The organism is Bacillus halotolerans (assembly GCF_001517105.1).
Classification (GTDB): Bacteria; Bacillota; Bacilli; order Bacillales; family Bacillaceae; genus Bacillus; species Bacillus halotolerans.
The window spans coordinates 419,985-436,162 of record NZ_LPVF01000010.1 but is presented as its reverse complement, the minus strand read 5'-3'; the positions used below and the strand labels follow the sequence as shown (position 1 = coordinate 436,162).

Genomic DNA, 16,178 nt, shown 5'->3' with positions numbered 1-16,178 from the left:
AGGGTTGTTAACAGCCTTAAAAACAGATACAGGGAAAATCCGCCAGCATAATGAAGATGATGCGGGTATTTTTAAGGGGAAAGACGATTTTGTATTAGCGGTTGTCGCTGATGGCATGGGCGGCCATCTTGCTGGAGATGTTGCAAGCAAGATGGCTGTGAAAGCCATGGGAGAGAAATGGAATGAGGCAGATACGATTCCTGCAGCGCCGTCAGAGTGTGAAGAGTGGCTCATTGAACAGATTCTCGCGGTAAACAGCAAGATTTACGATCATGCCCAAGCGCACGAAGAATGCCAAGGCATGGGAACAACCATTGTATGCGCTCTTTTTACAGGCAAAACGGTTTCCGTTGCTCATATAGGCGACAGCAGATGCTATTTGCTTCAGGACGATCTTTTCGTTCAGGTGACAGAGGATCATTCTCTTGTGAATGAACTGGTTCGCACCGGTGAAATCTCCAGAGAAGATGCTGAGCATCATCCGCGTAAAAATGTGCTGACGAAGGCGCTCGGAACAGATCAATCTGTCAGTATTGACGCACGTTCTTTCGAAATTGAACCCGGAGATAAACTCCTTTTATGTTCTGATGGACTGACGAATAAAGTGGAAGTCACTGAATTAAAAGACATCCTGCAAAGCGATTCAGCTCCTCAGGAAAAAGTAAACCTGCTTGTGGACAAAGCCAATGAGAATGGCGGGGAAGACAATATTACAGCAGTGTTGCTTGAGCTTGCTTTACATGTTGAAGAGGGTGAAGATCAGTGCTAATCGGCAAGCGAATCAGCGGGCGTTACCAGATTCTCCGTGCCATAGGCGGCGGGGGAATGGCCAACGTTTATTTAGCTGAGGACATTATTCTTGATCGTGAAGTCGCAATCAAAATCCTGCGGTTTGACTATGTGAATGACAATGAGTTTATCAGGCGTTTCCGAAGAGAAGCCCAATCGGCATCAAGTCTTGATCACCCGAATATTGTCAGCATTTATGATTTGGGCGAGGAAGATGATATTTACTATATTGTCATGGAATACGTAGAGGGCATGACGCTAAAAGAATACATAACAGCAAATGGGCCGCTTCATCCCAAAGAAGCGCTCAGCATCATGGAGCAAATTGTCTCAGCCATTGCCCATGCCCACCAAAATCATATTGTCCACAGGGATATTAAACCGCATAACATTTTGATCGACCATATGGGCAATATCAAAGTAACGGATTTTGGAATTGCGACTGCACTGACTTCGACAACAATCACCCACACCAATTCTGTGCTGGGCTCAGTCCATTATTTATCCCCCGAACAGGCGCGGGGCGGTCTGGCCACAAAAAAATCAGATATTTATGCGCTTGGGATTGTCTTATTTGAGCTGTTAACCGGCCGAATCCCGTTTGATGGAGAATCGGCTGTCAGCATCGCCTTAAAGCATCTTCAGGCTGAAACCCCTTCAGCGAAAAGGTGGAATCCCTCAGTACCCCAAAGCGTTGAAAACATCATATTAAAGGCAACCGCCAAAGATCCTTTTCATCGCTATGAAACTGCTGAAGATATGGAAGAAGATATTCGAACAGCTTTTGACGCGGACAGGCTCAACGAAAAGAAATTTACGATTCAAGATGATGAAGAAATGACGAAAGCGATTCCGATTATTAAGGATGAAGAGCTTGCGAAAGCTTCTAATGAAACCGAAGCTGACATGACATTTCCTCAAGAAAACCAAACGAAGAAAAAAGCAAAGAGAAAAAAATGGCCGTGGATTTTGCTCACCATATGCCTGATTTTTATCACGGCAGGAGTTCTCGCCGTCACTGTTTTTCCTTCTCTTTTTATGCCTAAGGATGTCAAAATACCCGATGTAGCAGGGATGGAATATGAGAAAGCGGCAGATCTTCTAGAAAAAGAAGGCTTGCAGGTAGATTCAGACGTATTGGAAATCTCAGATGAGAAGATCGAAGAAGGCCTGATGGTCAAAACCGATCCTAAAGCCGAGTCCACTGTTAAAGAAGGGGCAACGGTTACGCTTTATAAGAGCACAGGTAAAGCAAAAAAGCAGATCGGTGATGTGACGGACCAATCAGTCGACAAGGCAAAAAAAGTGTTAAAGGAACAGGGCTTTAAAAATGTAACGGTGGATGAAGTAAATAATGATGAGAAAGACGCCGGCACTGTCATAGATCAGAATCCGTCAGCAGGGACCGAACTTGTGCCGGACGAAGATCAAGTTAAGCTCACAGTCAGCATCGGGCCGGAAGATATTACGCTCAGAGATTTAAAAACATACAGTAAAGAAGCAGCCTCAGGATATCTGGAAGATAACGGGCTCAAGCTGGTGGAAAAAGAAGCGTACTCAGATGACGTTCCGGAAGGACAGGTTGTCAAACAAAAGCCGGCAGCGGGAACGGCCCTAAAGCCGGGAAATGAGGTCGAAGTGATATTTTCTCTCGGACCTGAGAAAAAACCGGCGAAAACAGTGAAAGAAAAAGTCAAGATTCCATATGAGCCTGAAAACGAAGGGGACGAGCTGGAGGTGCAAATCGCGATTGACGACGCGGACCACAGCATTTCTGACACTTACGAACATTTTAAGATTAAAGAGCCCGCAGAACGGACGATCGAACTGAAGATTGAACCTGGCCAAAAAGGGTACTATCAAGTGATGGTAAATAATAAAGTCGTCAGCTACAAAACAATTGGGTATCCGAAAGATGAATAACAAGGAGGGAAAATATGCCTGAGGGCAAAATTATTAAAGCGCTTAGCGGCTTTTATTACGTACTGGATGAATCAGAGGATTCAAATAACGGAAAAGTTATACAATGCAGAGGAAGAGGCATTTTCAGAAAAAATAAAATCACCCCTTTGGTCGGTGATTATGTTGTTTATCAAGCTGAAAATAATAAAGAAGGATATCTTCTGGAGATTAAAGAAAGAACCAATGAACTTATCAGGCCGCCGATCTGCAACGTTGATCAAGCGGTGCTTGTTTTCTCGGCGATGCAGCCATCTTTCAGTACAGCATTGCTCGACCGTTTCTTGGTTCTCGTAGAAGCGAATGACATCCAGCCGATTATTTGTATTACAAAAATGGATTTAATTGAAGATCAACATACACAAAAGCTCATTCAAGCGTATGCTGAAGACTACCGTAACATTGGCTATGACGTATTTCTTACCTCTTCTAAGGACCAAGAAAGTTTAACGGAGATCATCCCGCATTTCCGCGGCAAAACAACGGTCTTTGCCGGCCAGTCGGGGGTTGGAAAATCCTCGCTTCTCAACGCGATCAGTCCCGAGCTGGGTTTGAGAACAAACGAGATTTCCGAGCATTTAGGCCGCGGGAAGCACACAACCCGCCATGTGGAGCTCATTCACACGTCCGGAGGTCTGGTTGCGGATACGCCGGGTTTCAGCTCTCTTGAGTTTACAGACATTGAAGAAGGAGAGCTGGGCTACACCTTCCCTGACATCAGAGAAAAAAGCGCATCATGCAAATTCAGAGGATGTTTGCATTTGAAAGAGCCGAAATGTGCAGTCAAACAAGCTGTTGAAGAAGGGGAATTAAAGCAGTACCGCTACGACCATTATGTTGAATTTATCACAGAGATCAAAGACAGAAAGCCGAGGTATTAGATCATGGTAAAGATTGCACCCTCTATTCTTTCCGCTGATTTTGCCGCTTTAGGCAAGGAGATTCAAGATGTAGAAAAAGGCGGAGCCGATTACATTCATGTTGATGTCATGGACGGCCATTTTGTCCCGAATATTACGATTGGGCCGCTGATTGTAGAAGCCATTCGTCCGGTGACAAAACTGCCCCTGGATGTACATTTAATGATTGAAGAGCCAGACCGTTATATCCCGGCTTTCGCAAAAGCTGGAGCAGATATCCTGTCTGTACATGCCGAAGCCTGTCCGCACCTTCACCGGACAATCCAGCTTATGAAAGAGCAGGGTGTAAAAGCTGGCGTTGTCCTGAATCCGCATACACCTGTTCAAGTAATTGAGCATATTTTTGAAGAACTTGATCTCGTACTCTTAATGACGGTGAACCCTGGATTTGGCGGACAGAAATTTATTCATTCTGTTCTTCCGAAAATAAAAGAAGTGAAACGAATGGCAGAGGAAAAAGGGAAACATGATCTGCTAATTGAAGTAGACGGCGGCGTCAACAAAGAAACAGCCCCGCTAGTCATCGAAGCGGGCGCAAATTTACTTGTTGCCGGTTCTGCTGTTTATGGCCAAACTGACCGCGAAAAAGCTATTTCTGAGATAAGAGGAAACAAATAAGCAGCAGGAGAAAGAGCCGGGAATATTTAGCCCGAGCTCTTTTTCCTGTACCCAGAAGCAGAAAGGAAAAAGAGATGAGAAAAATCAATATCGTTGCGGGAGGCCCAAAAGATTTGATCCCCGACCTGACTGGTTATACGGCTGATCACACGATCTGGGTCGGGGTTGACAAGGGCACAGTCACGCTTTTAGATGCCGGCATCATTCCTGATGAAGCTTTCGGAGATTTTGACAGCATTACGGAGCAGGAACGCCGGCAAATCGAAAAAGCCGCGCCCGCTCTCCATGTGTACCAGGCAGAAAAAGATCAAACTGATTTAGACCTCGCTCTTGATTGGGCCCTCGAAAAGCAGCCGGATGTCATTCAAATCTTCGGAATTACGGGAGGCAGAGCAGATCACTTTTTAGGAAATATTCAGCTGCTGTACAGGGGAGTAAAAACAAATTCGAAAATGAAGCTTATAGACAAACAGAATGATATTCAGATGTTCTCTCCAGGCGAATATTCTCTTCTTATCGATCAAAACAAACGGTATATCTCCTTCATCCCATTTACAGAAGAAGTAAATGAGCTGACTCTCACCGGTTTTAAATATCCGCTAAATAAGTGTCATATTACGCTTGGTTCAACACTATGTATTAGTAACGAACTCATTCATTCACGAGGTACTTTTTCGTTTGCGAAAGGCATATTAATAATGATAAGAAGCACGGATTAGCTTCTGCTTTCACTCATTTGTTGAAATTAATGAACCTTAAAGCGATGAACAGGCGGTTACGGGACTTATAGGAGGGGACAAAAATGAAATTTTACACCATTAAATTGCCGAAGTTTTTAGGAGGAATTGTCCGGGCGATGCTGGGCTCATTTAGAAAAGATTAAAGCCCAGGGGTTCAAGCCCCCTTTCACCACATAAAAACGCCTGCCACATATCAGGGCAGGCGTTCATTTTGTTATACACGCTCAACTTTACCGGATTTCAAAGCTCGAGCAGATACATATACTTTTTTAGGTTTTCCGTTCACAAGGATACGAACCTTTTGAAGATTCGCGCCCCAAGTGCGCTTAGAAGCGTTCATTGCGTGAGAACGGTTATTCCCAGCTGTTGTTTTTTTACCTGTGATAACGCATTTACGTGCCATTTGTTTCCCTCCTCACTTGCACAAAACATCTACTTTTTCACTTTCATATGTTCTTAGATGCTTTCGATATGGATACTTTAAATAATTTACCACAGCTAAAAAACGTTTGCAACTATTGTTTCATCATCTTTCAAGAAAATTCACTTGACATCTTGCACAAACAGCGGCGCTATAGTATATGTAAAGAGACGTGCAGCGTTTGTCGCGTCTTTTCTTTTCATAATGGAATTCATATAGTAGAATAGCTGTAACTCTATGCATTCGAAGGAGGAACTAGTGTGTCCATTGAATTAAGAACGAAATACGGGCAGATTGATATATCGAATGAAGTCATTGCAATGGTTGCCGGCGGCGCTGCGATTGACTGTTACGGCATTGTTGGAATGGCCTCTAAAAACCAAATTAAAGACGGACTGACTGAAATCCTTCGGAAAGAGAATTTCAGCAGAGGTGTTCAAGTTCGCCAAGAAGCAGAACAGATACATATTGACATGTATATCATTGTCAGCTACGGCACAAAAATTTCTGAAGTGGCACATAACGTCCAAACAAAAGTAAAGTACACAGTAAATCAAACAGTCGGACTTGCAGTGGACTCTGTCAATATTTATGTCCAAGGCGTACGAGTGACGAACCCGTAGTTAGGAGGAGTAGGATTGTCTATCAGAACATTAGACGGCAGAACCTTTGCCGAGATGATTCTTGCAGGTGCACAGAATCTGTCGCAAAACGCGAGTGCGGTTGACGCGCTCAACGTGTTTCCGGTGCCGGACGGTGATACGGGAACAAACATGAACCTGTCAATGACTTCCGGGGCAAGAGAAGTGGAGCATTTGGAGACAAGTGATATCGGTAAAGTGGGCTCCGCGTTATCTAAAGGATTGCTCATGGGGGCAAGAGGGAATTCAGGAGTCATCCTGTCCCAATTGTTCCGAGGATTCAGTAAAAGCATTGAAACAAAAAAAGAAATTAATGCAAAAGAGTTTGCCGCCGCGCTGCAAGCCGGTGTCGATATGGCTTACAAAGCAGTCATGAAGCCTGTGGAGGGCACCATCTTAACAGTTGCAAAAGATGCTGCGAAACAAGCGGTGGCCCTGGCGGAAAAAGAAACCGATATCATTGCGCTGATGACATCGGTGACAAAGGAAGCTGAGGCATCCTTAAATCGGACACCAGAATTGCTGCCTGTCCTGAAGGAAGTAGGAGTCGTTGACAGCGGAGGCAAAGGCCTGCTTTGTGTGTATGAAGGTTTCCTCGCTTCATTAAAAGGAGAGACCGTTCCTGAGAAAACCGTTCTTCCGTCACTTGATGACATGGTCAGCGCAGAGCATCATAAGAGCGCGCAGAGCATGATGAATACAGATGATATTGAATTCGGTTTCTGTACAGAAGTGATGGTAAGGCTCGATCAGAATAAAAGAGAATTTGATGAAGGCACATTCAGAAATGACCTCAGCCAATTTGGTGATTCTCTTTTGGTTATTGCAGACGAGTCTCTGGCGAAGGTTCATATTCATGCTGAAGAGCCGGGAAACGTGTTAAACTACGCTCAAAATTACGGTGAATTAATAAAAATCAAAATTGAAAACATGAGAGAGCAGCACACTTCCATCATCAGCCAGGACAGCGAGCATGCTCACAGCGAGAAAGCGGCAAAGCAGCCGTACGGCATTGTGACTGTTGCGATGGGAGAAGGCATTTCTGATTTATTCAAAAGCATTGGCGCTTCCGTTGTAATTGAAGGCGGCCAGACGATGAATCCGAGCACTGAGGATATTGTCGATGCTGTAAGATCTGTAAATGCAGACACTGTGTTTATCTTACCGAATAACTCCAACATTATCATGGCGGCCAATCAAGCCGCAAGTGTGATAGGCGATAAGGTTTTTGTCATTCCTGCCAAAACGGTTCCGCAAGGCATGTCAGCGTTGCTGGCATTTAATCCGGATCAAGAGCCTGAAGCAAATGAAGCCAATATGCTAAGTGCCATTCAGCAAGTAAAAAGCGGACAGGTGACATACTCAGTCAGGGATACTCATATTGACGGACAAGACATAAAAAAAGGCGACTTTATGGGAATTCTGAATGGAACGATTATCGGCAGTGCTGAAGATCAGCTGGGTGCTGCAAAAATGCTCTTGTCAGAAATGATCGGAGAAGAGGACGAAATTGTCACCATTCTTTATGGAGAAGATGCGTCTCAAGAAGAAGCTGAAGAGCTTGAAGCGTTTCTCAACGACAAGTACGAAGAGATTGAGGTTGAAATCCACAACGGAAAACAGCCGCTGTATTCGTATATAATTTCTGCAGAATAGAAGGGCAAATTGCCCTTCTATTCTTATGTCTGCTTTTAAGTGCGGCAGCGCTGTAACGCGCCCGCTTGCCATTTTATATCCGATCAATTAGTCTAGAAGCAAAGCCGCTTATAAGCTCTGTTTCATAAGGAGGAATAGCATGAAATACAGAAGCGTTTTTGATATTATCGGCCCGGTTATGATCGGTCCGTCCAGTTCGCATACAGCAGGCGCGGCGAGAATCGGGAGAGTGGCCAGAAGTTTATTTGGCAGAGAGCCTGAGCGCATCGTTGTGTCCTTTTACGGCTCTTTTGCTGAAACATATAAGGGTCACGGCACAGATGTGGCAATTATCGGCGGTCTGCTTGATTTTGATACATTTGACGAACGGATTAAAACCGCTATACAAATTGCAGAAGATAAAGGAATTGATATAGAGTTTCGAGTTGAAGACGCTGTTCCGGTTCACCCGAACACAGCTCGAATTAGTATTTCTGATGAAAAGGGAGAACTTGAACTGACGGGAATTTCGATAGGCGGAGGAAAAATTGAAATCACAGAATTAAACGGCTTTGAGCTCCGTCTGTCTGGAAACCACCCTGCCATTCTAGTTGTCCATAATGACAAGTTTGGCACCATTGCAGGAGTTGCCAATGTCCTTGCGAAATTCTCAATCAACGTCGGCCATATGGAAGTCGCCCGCAAGGATATTGGTCAGCTTGCGCTGATGACAATAGAAGTGGATCAAAATATTGACGATGATGTTCTCGATGAGCTGTCGAAGCTGCCGAACATTATTCAAGTGACAAAGATTGCTGACTAGCGAAGGGTCAGGAGGAGCCAGTTATGTTTCGTAATGTAAAAGAATTAATTGAGATAACGAAAGAAAAGCAAATATCCATCTCTGACATCATGATCGCTCAAGAGATGGAAGTAACAGAAAAAACAAAAGAAGAAATTTTTCAGCAGATGGATCACAATCTGACTGTTATGGAAGCGGCGGTTCAGAAAGGGCTTGAAGGAGTTACGAGTCAAACGGGCTTAACAGGCGGGGATGCCGTTAAATTACAGGCCTACATTCGATCTGGAAAAAGCCTGTCGGGAGCGCTGATTTTAGACGCAGTATCGAAAGCTGTCGCAACAAATGAAGTGAATGCCGCCATGGGAACAATCTGTGCGACACCGACTGCCGGATCTGCAGGTGTAGTGCCGGGTACGTTATTTGCCGTGAAAGAAAAACTGAACCCGACAAGAGAACAAATGATCCGCTTTTTATTTACGGCGGGAGCTTTCGGATTTGTCGTAGCAAATAATGCAAGTATTTCCGGTGCTGCCGGCGGGTGTCAGGCAGAGGTAGGATCTGCCTCGGGTATGGCAGCTGCGGCAATTGTTGAAATGGCAGGCGGAACACCTGAGCAAAGTGCGGAGGCCATGGCCATTACATTAAAAAATATGCTCGGCCTTGTGTGTGATCCTGTTGCGGGCCTTGTTGAAGTGCCTTGTGTGAAGCGGAATGCAATGGGCGCATCAAACGCGATGATTGCTGCTGATATGGCATTAGCAGGCATTACAAGCCGGATTCCATGTGACGAGGTCATCGATGCGATGTATAAAATCGGCCAAACGATGCCCACTGCCCTTAGAGAAACAGGCCAGGGCGGTTTAGCGGCAACACCGACGGGAAGAGAATTAGAGAAAAAAATATTCGGAGGAGCGCTGGGTTCAAGTGAAACAACATCAGCAAACTAGTATAGCCAACATTAAGGGCATTGGGCCGGAAACAGAAAAAACATTAAATGAACTCGGTATTTATGACATTTCTGATCTTCTGAATTATTTCCCTTATCGCTATGATGACTACGAGCTGAGGGATTTAGAAGAAGTACAGCATGATGAAAGAGTCACAGTTGAAGGGAAGGTTCATTCAGAGCCTTCTCTTACCTATTATGGAAAAAAACGAAACAGGCTGACATTTCGCCTTCTTGTCGGCCATTATTTAATCACTGCCATTTGTTTTAACCGTCCTTATTTAAAGAAAAAGCTTTCGCTGGGCTCTGTTGTGACGATTTCCGGAAAATGGGACAAGCATCGTCAGACCATTTCTGTTCAGGAATTAAAAAATGGGCCGCATCAAGAGGATAAAAGCATTGAACCAGTCTATTCCGTCAAAGAAAATGTCACCGTCAAAATGATGAGACGTTTTATTCAGCACGGGCTGACCCAATATGCGGACTCAATACCTGATCCTCTCCCGGAAAATCTTAAAGTTCGCTATAAGCTGCCGGACTATCATCAAGCGTTAAAAGCGATGCACCAGCCAGAAACAAGAGAAGCATTAAAGCTGGCCAGACGCCGATTCGTTTACGAAGAATTTTTATTATTTCAGTTGAAAATGCAGGCGTTCCGAAAGGCGGAAAGAGAGCAGTCACAAGGGATACGGCAGCGTTTTTCAAACGAAGAACTCATGACATTTGTCAAAAGCCTCCCGTTTCCTCTCACCAACGCCCAGTCCCGCGTGCTTCGCGAAATAACAGCAGACATGTCTTCCCCATATAGAATGAACCGTCTTCTTCAAGGAGACGTCGGATCAGGAAAAACGGCAGTCGCTGCCATCGCGCTTTATGCGGCCATTTTATCCGGATATCAGGGAGCGCTTATGGTTCCGACAGAAATTCTTGCTGAACAGCATGCTGATTCCCTTGTTTCACTGTTTGAAAAGTGGGATGTCAATGTCGCCCTTCTGACAAGCTCTGTAAAAGGGAAGCGCCGAAGGGAATTGCTTGAGCGGCTTGCTGCGGGAGAGATTGATATTCTTGTAGGAACCCATGCTTTAATCCAGGATGAGGTCGAGTTTAAAGCGCTAAGTCTTGTCATTACGGATGAGCAGCACCGATTTGGAGTTGAACAGCGGAAGAAGCTTCGGAACAAAGGGCAGGATCCCGATGTGCTCTTTATGACAGCCACTCCGATTCCGAGAACCCTGGCGATTACTGTTTTCGGTGAAATGGATGTCTCCGTCATTGATGAGATGCCGGCGGGGCGGAAACAAATCGAGACCTATTGGGTGAAACATGACATGCTGGACCGCATTCTGGCATTCGTCGAAAAAGAATTAAAGCAAGGCAGACAGGCGTATATTATCTGTCCGCTGATCGAAGAATCAGACAAGCTTGATGTGCAAAACGCTATAGATGTATACAATATGCTTTCTGAGGTTTTCCGTGGAAAATGGAACGTCGGTCTTATGCACGGAAAACTGCATTCCGATGAAAAAGATCAGGTGATGAGGGAATTCAGCGCGAATACGTGTCAAATTCTCGTATCAACCACTGTTGTTGAAGTCGGAGTGAATGTCCCGAATGCAACGATTATGGTCATTTACGACGCCGATCGCTTTGGTTTGTCCCAGCTTCACCAGCTGCGCGGCCGTGTAGGCCGCGGCGAGCACCAATCCTACTGCATTCTTATGGCTGATCCGAAATCAGAAACAGGAAAAGAACGGATGAGAATCATGTCGGAAACCAATGACGGCTTTGAACTGTCTGAAAAGGATTTGGAACTGAGAGGCCCGGGAGATTTCTTTGGAAAAAAACAAAGCGGAATGCCTGATTTTAAGGTGGCGGACATGGTTCATGATTACAGAGCGCTTGAAACGGCAAGGCAGGACGCTGCAAATCTGGTGGCTTCGGAAGCATTCTGGAACGACCCTGAATATGGGGCGCTAAGAGAGCATTTGCTGAAAAGCGGAGTCATGGACGGGGAAAAATTGAGCTGAGGCAAGAAGTTTTTGGTGTTTAGCCAGAAACAATCATTGCATTCCAATCTATGAAATTATATACTACTATTAGTACCTAGTCTTAATTTGCCGGATGGTGTTTAGATATGAGAAGAAATAAGAAAGAACGCCAGGAATTACTTCAGCAGACGATCAAAGCAACCCCATTTATTACAGATGAAGAATTAGCGGGAAAATTCGGAGTTAGCATACAGACGATTCGTTTGGACCGCTTGGAGCTTTCCATACCGGAGCTGAGAGAAAGAATTAAGAACGTGGCAGAGAAAACGCTTGAAGATGAAGTGAAGTCCCTGTCACTAGACGAAGTCATCGGAGAAATTATTGACCTTGAGCTGGATGATCAGGCGATTTCTATTTTAGAAATAAAACAGGAGCATGTATTCAGCCGGAATCAAATTGCGAGAGGACACCATTTATTTGCTCAGGCGAATTCTTTGGCCGTTGCAATTATAGATGACGAATTGGCGCTGACTGCAAGTGCAGACATCCGCTTTACCAGGCAGGTAAAGCAGGGTGAGCGCGTCGTTGCGAAAGCGAAAGTGACGGCGGTTGAGAAAGATAAAGGAAGAACGGTTGTCGAAGTGAACAGCTTTGTTGCAGAGGAAATTGTTTTTTCTGGACGCTTTGACATGTACCGTTCAAAACATTCATAAAGGTGGAGCATGCATGAGAATAGCTGTAGATGCAATGGGAGGAGACCACGCTCCCAAAGCTGTTATTGACGGAGTTATGAAGGGTATAGAGTCATTTGATGATCTTCATATTACACTTGTCGGTGACAAGACAACAATAGAATCGTATTTAACAACATCATCAGATCGCATCACGGTGCTGCACGCAGATGAAGTGATTGAGCCTACGGACGAACCGGTCCGCGCCGTGCGGAGAAAAAAGAACTCTTCTATGGTTCTGATGGCGCAGGAAGTTGCAGAAGGCAGAGCTGACGCCTGCATTTCAGCAGGAAATACCGGCGCGTTAATGACAGCCGGCCTGTTTATTGTGGGAAGAATTAAAGGAATTGACCGCCCTGCGCTTGCACCGACACTGCCAACTGTATCAGGCGGCGGATTTCTGCTCCTTGATGTCGGCGCCAATGTAGATGCCAAGCCTGAGCATCTCGTTCAATACGCCATTATGGGTTCTGTTTATTCCCAGCAAGTCCGAGGCGTGACTTCACCGAGAATCGGTCTTTTGAATGTCGGAACAGAAGATAAAAAAGGAAACGAATTGACGAAGCAGACGTTCCAATTATTAAAAGAGGCAAACATCAACTTTATCGGAAACGTGGAAGCACGGGACCTTTTAGACGATGTAGCAGATGTCGTAGTAACGGACGGATTTACCGGGAATGTTACACTCAAAACGCTTGAAGGCTCTGCGATGTCCATTTTTAAAATGATGAGAGAAGCGCTCACGTCAAACTTTACATCTAAGCTTGCGGCCGCTGTGCTGAAGCCGAAGATGAAGGAAATGAAAATGAAAATGGATTATTCCGAATACGGCGGAGCAAGTCTTTTCGGTTTGAAAGCGCCGGTAATCAAGGCACACGGCTCTTCTGATGCCCGTGCGGTTTACCATGCGATTCGCCAAGCCAGAGAGATGGTCAGCCAAAACATGGCTGCGCTCATTCAGGAAGAAGTAAAAGAAGAAAAAACAGATGAATAGTCTGGAGGTTTTTACATCATGAGTAAGATTGCATTTTTATTCCCTGGTCAGGGATCTCAATTTATCGGCATGGGGAAAGAGCTTTATGATCAGGTTCCAGCTGCAAAACGTCTGTTCGATGAAGCGGACGAAACATTGGAAACAAAGCTTAGCTCACTGATTTTTGAAGGTGATGCCAAAGAATTAACCCTTACATACAATGCGCAGCCTGCTTTGCTGACGACTAGCATTGCTGTGCTTGAAAAATTTAAAGAATCAGGCATTACACCTGATTTCACAGCCGGACACAGCCTTGGAGAATATTCTGCACTGGTGGCGGCTGGCGCAATGAGCTTTAAAGACGCTGTTTATACTGTCAGAAAACGCGGTGAGTTCATGAACGAAGCGGTGCCGGCCGGAGAAGGAGCGATGGCTGCCATTCTCGGCATGGATGCCGACGCATTGAAACAAGTAACCGATAAAGTCACTGAGGATGGCCACCTTGTGCAGCTTGCCAACCTCAACTGTCCCGGACAAATTGTTATTTCCGGAACGGCAAAAGGAGTAGAGCTTGCCTCTGAACAGGCAAAAGAGAACGGCGCTAAACGTGCGATTCCGCTTGACGTAAGCGGTCCGTTCCATTCTGAACTGATGAAGCCTGCCGCTGATAAGCTGAAGGAAGTCTTGGACTCCTGTGAACTGAAAGACGCAGAAGTGCCGGTGATCTCAAATGTTTCTGCAGATGTGATGACAGATAAGGCAGACATTAAAGAGAAACTCATTGAGCAGCTGTACTCCCCGGTTCGTTTTGAGGAAACTGTTAACAAGCTGATCGCAGAGGGTGTTACGACGTTTATTGAAATCGGTCCCGGCAAAGTGCTTTCAGGCCTTGTGAAAAAAGTAAACAGACGCTTAAAAACCATTGCCGTATCAGACCCGGAAACGATTGAACTGGCAATTCAAACGCTTAAGGAGGAGAATGAGAATGCTTAATGAAAAAACAGCTGTTGTCACTGGCGCATCCCGCGGAATCGGCCGTTCAATCGCCCTTGACTTGGCCAAAAACGGTGCAAACGTTGTCGTTAACTACTCAGGCAGCGAAGCGAAAGCAAATGAAGTCGTAGATGAAATCAAATCAATGGGCAGAAAAGCAATTGCTGTCAAAGCCGATGTATCAAATCCTGAAGATGTACAAAACATGATAAAAGAAACGATTTCTGTTTTCTCTACGATTGACATTCTAGTGAACAACGCCGGAATTACAAAAGACAATCTCATCATGAGAATGAAAGAAGATGAGTGGGATGATGTTATTAACATTAACCTGAAGGGTGTTTTCAACTGCACGAAAGCTGTGACAAGACAAATGATGAAGCAGCGTTCAGGCCGGATTATTAACGTATCGTCTATTGTCGGCGTTAGCGGAAATCCTGGACAAGCCAACTACGTGGCTGCAAAAGCGGGTGTGATCGGCTTAACAAAGTCTTCAGCTAAAGAGCTCGCGAGCCGCAACATCACAGTCAATGCGATTGCGCCTGGATTTATCTCAACCGATATGACAGATAAGCTTGCCAAAGACGTTCAAGATGAAATGCTGAAACAAATTCCGCTCGCTCGCTTTGGCGATCCCGGAGATGTCAGCAGCGTCGTCACGTTTCTTGCTTCAGAGGGAGCGCGTTACATGACAGGCCAGACGCTTCATATTGACGGCGGAATGGTAATGTAAGTTTTTTCTCTAAAATTTCATCATAGTTACTCTAGTTTTTTAAAAACGAATCCACTATAATACTTGAGGGGAGGTGAATTGCTATGGCAGATACATTAGAGCGTGTAACGAAAATCATCGTAGATCGCCTTGGCGTTGATGAAGCAGACGTCAAACTTGAAGCTTCTTTCAAGGAAGACTTAGGTGCTGATTCCCTGGATGTAGTTGAGCTTGTTATGGAACTTGAAGACGAGTTTGATATGGAAATTTCTGACGAAGATGCTGAAAAGATTGCAACAGTCGGCGACGCTGTGAACTACATACAAAACCAGCAATAAGCTGATGCTAAAAGTCCCGCCGAAACGCGGGGCTTTAGCCCTTTATTCGTGCAGTTATTACAGCATGCCGCTTTTACGCGCGCTGTATCCGGTTTAGTCAGAGAAGCGCGGTGAACCTGATGTGCCTATGGAGGTTACTATGTCAAAACACTCACATTATAAAGATAAGAAAAAGTTCTATAAAAAAATAGAACAATTTAAAGAGTTTCAAGAACGGATCTCGGTTCACTTTCAAAATGAAAAGCTTTTGTATCAAGCATTTACACATTCATCTTATGTGAATGAGCATCGGAAAAAGCCGTATGAAGATAATGAAAGGCTTGAATTTTTAGGTGACGCTGTTTTGGAACTGACGATCTCCAGATTCTTATTTGCCAAGTATCCGGCTATGAGTGAAGGAGATTTGACGAAATTGAGAGCCGCGATTGTATGCGAACCGTCTCTCGTTTCATTGGCTCACGAACTGTCATTCGGCGATCTTGTCCTATTAGGGAAAGGCGAGGAAATGACGGGCGGCAGAAAACGTCCTGCACTTTTGGCGGATGTCTTCGAAGCATTTATCGGAGCCTTGTATCTTGACCAGGGATTAGAGCCGGTCGAAAGTTTCTTAAAAGTCTATGTGTTCCCTAAAATAAACGATGGTGCTTTTTCTCATGTGATGGATTTTAAAAGCCAGCTGCAGGAATACGTGCAGCGGGACGGCAAGGGCTCGCTGGAGTATAAAATATCCAACGAAAAAGGACCTGCCCATAACCGTGAATTCGAAGCCATCGTATCTCTAAAAGGTGAACCACTCGGAGTCGGAAACGGCCGTTCAAAGAAAGAAGCCGAACAGCACGCTGCTCAGGAAGCTCTAGCTAAATTGCAAAAACACCATACGAAACAATAAAATCCCCCTGAGTTATAAGGGGGATTTCAGTATGTTTGCCGTCTTATTTCATCCATGTTTATGATAAAATTGAAATACTTATT

Annotated in this window: 18 protein-coding genes; 17 read left to right on the top strand and 1 reads right to left on the bottom strand. The window is 44.9% G+C overall.

Features of this window, described 5'->3' with window-relative positions; all coding sequences use genetic code 11:
* Positions 1–4 precede the first annotated feature (4 nt).
* The 6 genes from prpC to spoVM all read left to right on the top strand — a co-directional run bounded on the left by prpC (position 5) and on the right by spoVM (position 5,169).
* Positions 5–769 carry a protein-serine/threonine phosphatase PrpC gene (gene prpC / locus AU387_RS12580; protein ID WP_044155932.1) on the top strand — a complete coding sequence of 255 codons (765 nt, stop codon included), beginning with the start codon at positions 5–7 and terminating at the stop codon, positions 767–769.
* Complete coding sequence (gene pknB, locus AU387_RS12575; protein ID WP_059335806.1) at positions 763–2,712, top strand: Stk1 family PASTA domain-containing Ser/Thr kinase; 1,950 nt, start codon at positions 763–765, stop codon at positions 2,710–2,712. The genes prpC and pknB overlap by 7 nt, the downstream gene beginning before the upstream one ends.
* A 14-nt stretch (positions 2,713–2,726) precedes the next feature.
* Positions 2,727–3,629, top strand: a complete 903-nt coding sequence (gene rsgA / locus AU387_RS12570; RefSeq protein WP_044155930.1) for a ribosome small subunit-dependent GTPase A — start codon at positions 2,727–2,729, stop codon at positions 3,627–3,629.
* Between the two features lie 3 nt (positions 3,630–3,632).
* Positions 3,633–4,286 (top strand): ribulose-phosphate 3-epimerase, encoded by a 654-nt coding sequence (gene rpe, locus AU387_RS12565; RefSeq protein WP_044155928.1) that lies wholly within the window; start codon positions 3,633–3,635, stop codon positions 4,284–4,286.
* A gap of 74 nt (positions 4,287–4,360) precedes the next feature.
* Complete coding sequence (locus AU387_RS12560) at positions 4,361–5,005, top strand: thiamine diphosphokinase (protein WP_044155927.1); 645 nt, start codon at positions 4,361–4,363, stop codon at positions 5,003–5,005.
* Positions 5,006–5,088: 83 nt separating this feature from the next.
* The gene (gene spoVM, locus AU387_RS12555; protein WP_003221545.1) at positions 5,089–5,169 is read left to right on the top strand and encodes a stage V sporulation protein SpoVM; all 81 of its coding nucleotides are present in this window, start codon (positions 5,089–5,091) and stop codon (positions 5,167–5,169) included.
* A gap of 71 nt (positions 5,170–5,240) precedes the next feature.
* Here spoVM and rpmB read toward each other — a convergent pair whose 3' ends face one another.
* Positions 5,241–5,429 (bottom strand): 50S ribosomal protein L28, encoded by a 189-nt coding sequence (gene rpmB / locus AU387_RS12550; RefSeq protein WP_003221548.1) that lies wholly within the window; start codon positions 5,427–5,429, stop codon positions 5,241–5,243.
* Positions 5,430–5,707: 278 nt separating this feature from the next.
* Here rpmB and AU387_RS12545 point away from each other — a divergent pair, with 278 nt between their 5' ends.
* The 11 genes from AU387_RS12545 (at position 5,708) to rncS (ending at position 16,095) form a co-directional block, all read left to right on the top strand.
* The gene (locus AU387_RS12545) at positions 5,708–6,070 is read left to right on the top strand and encodes an Asp23/Gls24 family envelope stress response protein (RefSeq protein ID WP_024121367.1); all 363 of its coding nucleotides are present in this window, start codon (positions 5,708–5,710) and stop codon (positions 6,068–6,070) included.
* Positions 6,071–6,085: 15 nt separating this feature from the next.
* The gene (locus AU387_RS12540; protein WP_059335805.1) at positions 6,086–7,744 is read left to right on the top strand and encodes a DAK2 domain-containing protein; all 1,659 of its coding nucleotides are present in this window, start codon (positions 6,086–6,088) and stop codon (positions 7,742–7,744) included.
* 139 nt (positions 7,745–7,883) lie between these two features.
* Complete coding sequence (gene sdaAB, locus AU387_RS12535; RefSeq protein ID WP_024121369.1) at positions 7,884–8,546, top strand: L-serine ammonia-lyase, iron-sulfur-dependent subunit beta; 663 nt, start codon at positions 7,884–7,886, stop codon at positions 8,544–8,546.
* Between the two features lie 23 nt (positions 8,547–8,569).
* On the top strand, positions 8,570–9,472 hold the full coding sequence (gene sdaAA, locus AU387_RS12530; RefSeq protein WP_044155925.1) for an L-serine ammonia-lyase, iron-sulfur-dependent, subunit alpha: 903 nt from the start codon (positions 8,570–8,572) through the stop codon (positions 9,470–9,472).
* Positions 9,450–11,498, top strand: coding sequence for an ATP-dependent DNA helicase RecG (gene recG / locus AU387_RS12525; RefSeq protein ID WP_044155924.1), 2,049 nt, complete (start codon positions 9,450–9,452; stop codon positions 11,496–11,498). The genes sdaAA and recG overlap by 23 nt, the downstream gene beginning before the upstream one ends.
* 107 nt (positions 11,499–11,605) lie before the next feature.
* Positions 11,606–12,172, top strand: a complete 567-nt coding sequence (gene fapR, locus AU387_RS12520; protein ID WP_059335804.1) for a transcription factor FapR — start codon at positions 11,606–11,608, stop codon at positions 12,170–12,172.
* A gap of 13 nt (positions 12,173–12,185) precedes the next feature.
* A complete protein-coding gene (gene plsX / locus AU387_RS12515) occupies positions 12,186–13,184 on the top strand; it encodes a phosphate acyltransferase PlsX (RefSeq protein WP_059335803.1) in 999 nt (332 codons plus the stop codon).
* 18 nt (positions 13,185–13,202) lie between these two features.
* Positions 13,203–14,156, top strand: coding sequence for an ACP S-malonyltransferase (fabD, locus tag AU387_RS12510; protein ID WP_044155921.1), 954 nt, complete (start codon positions 13,203–13,205; stop codon positions 14,154–14,156).
* Positions 14,149–14,889: a 3-oxoacyl-[acyl-carrier-protein] reductase gene (fabG, locus tag AU387_RS12505; RefSeq protein WP_044155920.1), complete on the top strand. Its 741-nt coding sequence runs from the start codon at positions 14,149–14,151 to the stop codon at positions 14,887–14,889. Before fabD ends, fabG begins: the two co-directional genes overlap by 8 nt.
* An 83-nt stretch (positions 14,890–14,972) precedes the next feature.
* The gene (gene acpP, locus AU387_RS12500; RefSeq protein ID WP_003154310.1) at positions 14,973–15,206 is read left to right on the top strand and encodes an acyl carrier protein; all 234 of its coding nucleotides are present in this window, start codon (positions 14,973–14,975) and stop codon (positions 15,204–15,206) included.
* A gap of 139 nt (positions 15,207–15,345) precedes the next feature.
* Positions 15,346–16,095: a ribonuclease III gene (rncS, locus tag AU387_RS12495; RefSeq protein WP_010334220.1), complete on the top strand. Its 750-nt coding sequence runs from the start codon at positions 15,346–15,348 to the stop codon at positions 16,093–16,095.
* Positions 16,096–16,178 lie beyond the last annotated feature (83 nt).

Bases quoted from the DNA above. Each gene is read 5' to 3' on its own strand.
- rsgA (WP_044155930.1), top strand. From the start codon at position 2,727: ATGCCTGAGGGCAAAATTATTAAAGCGCTTAGCGGCTTTTATTACGTA.
- rpe (WP_044155928.1), top strand. From the start codon at position 3,633: ATGGTAAAGATTGCACCCTCTATTCTTTCCGCTGATTTTGCCGCTTTA.
- AU387_RS12560 (WP_044155927.1), top strand. From the start codon at position 4,361: ATGAGAAAAATCAATATCGTTGCGGGAGGCCCAAAAGATTTGATCCCC.
- spoVM (WP_003221545.1), top strand. From the start codon at position 5,089: ATGAAATTTTACACCATTAAATTGCCGAAGTTTTTAGGAGGAATTGTC.
- rpmB (WP_003221548.1), bottom strand. From the start codon at position 5,429: ATGGCACGTAAATGCGTTATCACAGGTAAAAAAACAACAGCTGGGAAT.
- sdaAB (WP_024121369.1), top strand. From the start codon at position 7,884: ATGAAATACAGAAGCGTTTTTGATATTATCGGCCCGGTTATGATCGGT.
- sdaAA (WP_044155925.1), top strand. From the start codon at position 8,570: ATGTTTCGTAATGTAAAAGAATTAATTGAGATAACGAAAGAAAAGCAA.
- fapR (WP_059335804.1), top strand. From the start codon at position 11,606: ATGAGAAGAAATAAGAAAGAACGCCAGGAATTACTTCAGCAGACGATC.
- plsX (WP_059335803.1), top strand. From the start codon at position 12,186: ATGAGAATAGCTGTAGATGCAATGGGAGGAGACCACGCTCCCAAAGCT.
- fabD (WP_044155921.1), top strand. From the start codon at position 13,203: ATGAGTAAGATTGCATTTTTATTCCCTGGTCAGGGATCTCAATTTATC.
- fabG (WP_044155920.1), top strand. From the start codon at position 14,149: ATGCTTAATGAAAAAACAGCTGTTGTCACTGGCGCATCCCGCGGAATC.
- acpP (WP_003154310.1), top strand. From the start codon at position 14,973: ATGGCAGATACATTAGAGCGTGTAACGAAAATCATCGTAGATCGCCTT.
- rncS (WP_010334220.1), top strand. From the start codon at position 15,346: ATGTCAAAACACTCACATTATAAAGATAAGAAAAAGTTCTATAAAAAA.